Annotated in this window: 4 protein-coding genes and 1 pseudogene; all 5 read left to right on the top strand. The window is 61.6% G+C overall.

The genetic code is table 11. From position 1 onward, the window contains the following. A partial coding sequence (locus JWR14_RS34805; protein ID WP_299718566.1) for a phosphoglycerate kinase occupies positions 1 to 952 on the top strand: 952 nt, incomplete at its 5' end. Positions 953 to 1,376: 424 nt separating this feature from the next. Continuing rightward, complete coding sequence (pyk, locus tag JWR14_RS34800) at positions 1,377 to 2,813, top strand: pyruvate kinase (RefSeq protein ID WP_299718568.1); 1,437 nt, start codon at positions 1,377 to 1,379, stop codon at positions 2,811 to 2,813. Positions 2,814 to 3,211: 398 nt separating this feature from the next. Further along, positions 3,212 to 4,114: a phosphoribosylaminoimidazolesuccinocarboxamide synthase gene (locus JWR14_RS34795; protein ID WP_299718563.1), complete on the top strand. Its 903-nt coding sequence runs from the start codon at positions 3,212 to 3,214 to the stop codon at positions 4,112 to 4,114. Positions 4,115 to 4,394: 280 nt separating this feature from the next. Further along, positions 4,395 to 4,922 carry a 5-(carboxyamino)imidazole ribonucleotide mutase gene (gene purE / locus JWR14_RS34790; RefSeq protein ID WP_299718561.1) on the top strand — a complete coding sequence of 176 codons (528 nt, stop codon included), beginning with the start codon at positions 4,395 to 4,397 and terminating at the stop codon, positions 4,920 to 4,922. A gap of 47 nt (positions 4,923 to 4,969) precedes the next feature. After that, a pseudogene (locus JWR14_RS34785) lies at positions 4,970 to 5,452 on the top strand (5-(carboxyamino)imidazole ribonucleotide synthase); the annotation flags it as partial.

The raw sequence follows: 5,452 nt of genomic DNA, 5'->3' as shown, positions 1-5,452 counted from the left end.
TGCGCCGGTGGCCAAGCGTCTGGGCGAATTGCTCGGCCGCGATGTCCCGCTGATTGCCGACTGGTTTGACGGCGTGCAGGTGCAGCCGGGTCAGGTCGTGCTGCTTGAGAACTGCCGCTGTAACAAGGGTGAGAAGAAGAACGACGACGCGCTGTCACAGAAGCTCGCCAAACTCTGCGATATCTACGTGAACGACGCGTTCGGCACCGCGCATCGGGCGGAAGCAACTACGCACGGCATTGCGAAATATGCGCCGGTGGCATGCGCCGGCCCGCTGCTTGCCGCTGAACTCGATGAATTGGGCAAGGCGCTTGGCGAGCCGAAGCGTCCGCTGGTCGCGATTGTCGCGGGATCGAAGGTCTCGACGAAACTCACCATCCTGAAGTCGTTGGCGGAGAAAGTGGATCAACTGATCGTGGGCGGCGGGATTGCCAATACGTTCATGCTCGCGTCGGGGTTGAAGATCGGCAAGTCGCTGGCGGAGAAGGATCTTGTCGATGAAGCCAAAACCATCATCAGCGAAGCGCGGGCGCGCGGGGCATCGGTACCCATTCCTAGCGATGTTGTGACCGCTAAGGAATTCGCCGCGAACGCCAAGGCTGAAACGAAAGCCGTGGACCAGGTGCAGGACGATGACCTGATTCTCGATATCGGTCCGGATACCGCCAAGGCGCTCGCCGCGCAGTTGGAGAAGGCGGGCACGATCGTGTGGAACGGGCCGGTTGGCGTGTTCGAATTCGACCAGTTCGGCAATGGCACGAAGACGTTGGCGGACGCAATTGCGAACTCATCGGCGTTCTCGATTGCAGGCGGCGGCGACACGCTCGCGGCCATCCAGAAGTACGGCATCCACGACAAGATCTCTTACATCTCGACGGGCGGCGGCGCGTTCCTCGAGTTCCTGGAAGGCAAGACATTGCCGGCGGTAGAAGTGCTCGAATCGCGGGCCTGAGCCCATGAAACGAGCCACGCAGAAGAGCAATCGTCCCGAGTCCGTAGTTGCTGCAGATAAAGAAGAGTTGGTTGCCGACGCTGGTTTATCGGTGGCCGCCGAGATTGGATCGAGGGTGGCGGTCGGGAGCAAACCTATCCCTGTCCCCGGCCCCGCTCGCGCAGCGGCCAAGTCGAAGCGTTCCGCTGCGACGCCGGCCCGGCGTGGTTCGGATTCAAAGCAGGAAATAAGGAAAGAAACGGCGGTCTTGATTGGTGGCGCGAGTGCGTCGCTGATTCCGGTCGCCGGGCAGATATCGAATAGCCATCACAAAGCGACGCTGGCCCGAGCCGGCGCGCGTTCGCAGGCGGAGACAGCTTCATCCCCGTCGGCACACCGTACTCGCAGCGCTGTTTCAGGCGATACCACCCAGACGAGGAATTCCATGCATCGCGCTACAAAGATTGTGGCCACTATCGGCCCCGCTTCCAGCACCCCTGAGATCCTGCTGCAAATGATGCAGGCAGGTCTCGACGTGGTTCGCTTCAACTTCTCGCACGGTACGGCCGACGATCATCGCCAGCGCGCGCAATACGTTCGCGACGCCGCCAAGCAGTGCGGCCGCGAAGTGGCGTTGATGGCCGATTTGCAAGGCCCGAAGATTCGCGTGGGCAAGTTCGAAAACGGCAAGGTCACGTTGATTGCGGGTAATTCGTTCATCCTCGATGCTCGTTGTGAATTGGGCAATGACGAACGTGTTGGCCTGGATTACCCGGATTTGCCGCGCGACTTGCGCTCGGGCGACGTGCTGTTGCTGAATGACGGGCTGATCGTGCTCGACGTGGTCCGGGTGATTGGCGAGGAGATTCACACCACGGTGAAAGTGGGCGGTGACTTGTCGAACAACAAGGGTATCAACCGGCAGGGCGGCGGCCTGACGGCGCCGGCGTTGACCGAGAAGGACATGGAGGACATCAAGACGGCAATGTCGCTGGGTGCGGACTTTGTGGCGGTATCGTTTCCGAAGAACGCCACGGACATGGAGATGGCTCGGCAACTGGCGAACATCGCGGGCGCGCCCTATGGCATCAAGCCGAAGATGATTGCGAAGATCGAGCGTGCGGAAGCCATTCCGGCGTTGCAGGGCATTCTTGATGCTTCGGACGGCATCATGGTTGCGCGTGGTGATCTGGCGGTGGAAGTGGGTAATGCGGCTGTGCCGGCGTTGCAAAAACGGATGATCCGGATGGCGCGCGAGTCGAACAAGTTTGTGATTACGGCGACGCAGATGATGGAGTCGATGATCCATGCGCCCGTGCCCACGCGTGCTGAAGTGTCCGATGTGGCGAATGCGGTGCTGGATGGTACGGACGCGGTGATGTTGTCGGCGGAAACGGCGGCGGGGAAGTATCCGGTGACGACCATCGAGACGATGGCGGCCATTTGCCTGGAAGCGGAGAAGTCCGAGCAGAGCGAGCTTGACAAGGATTTCCTTGATCGCACGTTCACGCGGATTGATCAATCGATTGCGATGGGCGCGTTGTTCACGGCTTACCACTTGGGCGCGAAGGCGATCGTTGCTTTGACTGAGTCCGGGGCAACGGCGCTTTGGATGTCGCGGCACTGGTCCCATGTGCCCATTTTTGCGCTGACGCCGCGCATCGGCAGTGAGCGGACGATGGCGCTTTATCGGAACGTCACGTCGTTGCACCTGGATACGAACACCGATCGCGATGTTGCGCTTCAGCAGGCGCTGGAGGTGGTTGTATCGAAGGGATATGCCGCTCGCGGCGATATGGTCGTGTTGACTGTTGGCGAGCCGATGGGGCAAGCCGGCGGAACGAACGCGATGAAGATCGTGCGGGTGGGAGATCCGTTTTAAGGTTTTTCGCGCTGGCGGACTCACACGCTTCACCACCAGTGCTCTCGGGCAAGATCGAGCACTCTCAGACCAGCACGGCCCAAGTCAGGCGTTTGCACGGCCCGCTGGACGATTTTTTTGAGATGGCCATCCTCGACGACGTGGCGAGCAGGTTTCACCCGCAGCCTCACCGTCGATGAACCAAAACCGAGCCATCCGCCCGACGCGTTTACAATAGCGATGAGTCGCGCTTGTCGCCCGGTTTTGCGCCGGGTATCAAACCGCAGAACGAATGCAAAGGCTGGCCCCGGGCGCATCACAGGGTCAGCCGACACGAACCGCCGTTCCCGCAATTCCGGGGAACGGCGTGTTGGTTTTTTCTCTCAGCCTGATTTGCGGCACTTTTCCGGTAGATGACGATGTCCACCTCACATTCCCCGCTGTACGAATCCACGCTGAAATCGTTGCCCCTGCTTGGGCGCGGCAAGGTCCGCGACAACTACGCAGTCGGCAAGGATCAACTCCTGATTGTTACGACTGACCGCCTCTCGGCGTTCGACGTGATCATGGGCGAGCCCATTCCGAACAAGGGCCGTGTCCTGAACCAGATGGCCGATTTCTGGTTCGCGAAGCTCTCGCACATTGTGCCGAACCACAATACAGGCATCGATCCGGCAACGGTTGTCTCCGCCGATGAAGCTGATCAGGTCAAAGGCCGCGCCGTCGTGGTGAAGCGCCTCGAGCCGATCCTGGTGGAAGCGGTCGTGCGCGGTTATCTGGCCGGCAGTGGCTGGAAGGACTATCAGGCAACGGGTTCGGTCTGCGGCGTGGAATTGCCGCCGGGCCTGAAGAACGCCGAAAAGCTGCCCGAGCCGATCTTCACGCCGGCAGCGAAGGCGGAAATGGGCCATCACGACGAAAACATCACCTACGATGAGATGGAACGCCGGATTGGCACGGAACTCTCGGCCACCATCCGCGAGATTTCGATCAAGCTGTATAAGGAAGCGGCCGAGTATGCGGCGACGCGCGGCATCATCATCGCGGATACGAAGTTCGAATTCGGGCTCGATAACCGCGGCGAATTGTTCCTGATGGACGAAGTGCTGACGGCGGATTCGTCGCGTTTCTGGCCGGCGGACGGGTATCAGGTGGGCACGAACCCGCCATCGTTCGACAAGCAATTCGTGCGCGACTGGCTTGAAACGCAATCGTGGGGAAAAACGCCCCCGGCGCCGAAATTGCCGGACGACGTGATCGCCAAGACAGCCGAGAAGTACGAAGAGGCGCTGCAACGGTTGACCGGCCAGTCGCTGGCGTAAAGTTTCAGGCGGCCGGGCCGGCGCGCGACGCCGCTCGCTTATGCGGGCGGTTCCGGTGGCTTGGCCGCGATATTGGTGACGGAAAAGCTGCCGGCAGTCAGCGCACGAAGGCAACGAACGCGAGCAACGCGCCCGAGCAACGGACCCGAGCAACGCGCCCGAGCAACGGACCCTGCAGCGCCCAGTCCCGGAAGCCATTCCATAATGGCCGAATGCTTTCTATCCGCATCACCCGAAAAAGGCCGCCGAAGGCCTGTCCACCCCAAAGGAATGCAGCACGATGAGCGAAGTCCAGACCGCCGCGGCGGCCCACACGCATGACGCACCGTTGATCGGCGTGTTGATGGGTTCCAGTTCCGACTGGGACGTGATGAAAAACGCGGTCGCGATCCTGCAGGAATTCGGCGTGCCTTACGAAGCGAAGGTTGTATCGGCGCACCGCATGCCCGACGAAATGTTCGCCTACGCCGAAAGCGCGCGTGAGCGAGGCCTCGTGGCGATCATCGCAGGGGCGGGCGGCGCGGCGCATCTGCCGGGCATGCTCGCCGCCAAAACCACGTTGCCGGTGCTCGGCGTGCCGGTATCGAGTAAATATTTGAAGGGCGTGGACTCGTTGCATTCGATCGTGCAGATGCCCAAGGGCGTGCCGGTCGCGACGTTTGCTATCGGCGAGGCGGGCGCGGCGAACGCGGCGCTGTTCGCGGTCTCCATTCTCGCTGTCACCCAACCTGCCTACGCCGACAAACTCGCCGCATTCCGCTCGCGCCAGAACGACGTGGCGCACGCAATGGTCTTACCGCCGCTCTGAGCGCAGCAGTTTCACGCAACATCTTCGGCCGCGAACGACTCCACACGATGAACGCAAACATCCAGCAACCCAGTTCTCCCATTCAGCCGGGCGCATGGCTCGGCATGATCGGCGGCGGCCAGCTCGGCCGCATGTTCTGTTTCGCCGCGCAATCCATGGGCTATCGCGTGGCGGTCCTCGATCCGGACGAAACGAGTCCGGCAGGTTCCGTCGCCGATAAACACCTGCGCGCCGCCTACAACGACGAAACCGCGCTGACCGAGCTCGCGCGCTTGTGCGCGGCGGTATCGACGGAATTTGAGAACGTGCCGGCCGCCAGCCTCGATTTTCTCGCCAAGACCACGTTCGTCAGCCCGGCCGGCCGATGCGTCGCCATTGCGCAGGATCGTGTGGCGGAGAAGCGGTTTATCGCGAGTACGGGTGTGCCGGTAGCGCCGCATGTGGTGATCGAGTCGCCCGAGGCGCTGGCCGCTTTAAGCGATGAACAGATCGCCGCCGTGCTGCCCGGCATCTTGAAAACTGCCCGGCTC

Origin of the sequence: Caballeronia sp. (assembly GCF_028292365.1) — a bacterium.
In the GTDB taxonomy this organism is placed as follows: domain Bacteria; phylum Pseudomonadota; class Gammaproteobacteria; order Burkholderiales; family Burkholderiaceae; genus Caballeronia.
The sequence above is the reverse complement of the archived record's forward strand: the minus strand, read 5'-3'. Positions and strand labels throughout refer to the sequence as shown.

Excerpts from the sequence above, each read along its gene's own strand:
- pyk (WP_299718568.1), top strand. The coding sequence starts at position 1,377 with ATGCATCGCGCTACAAAGATTGTGGCCACTATCGGCCCCGCTTCCAGC.
- JWR14_RS34795 (WP_299718563.1), top strand. The coding sequence starts at position 3,212 with ATGTCCACCTCACATTCCCCGCTGTACGAATCCACGCTGAAATCGTTG.
- purE (WP_299718561.1), top strand. The coding sequence starts at position 4,395 with ATGAGCGAAGTCCAGACCGCCGCGGCGGCCCACACGCATGACGCACCG.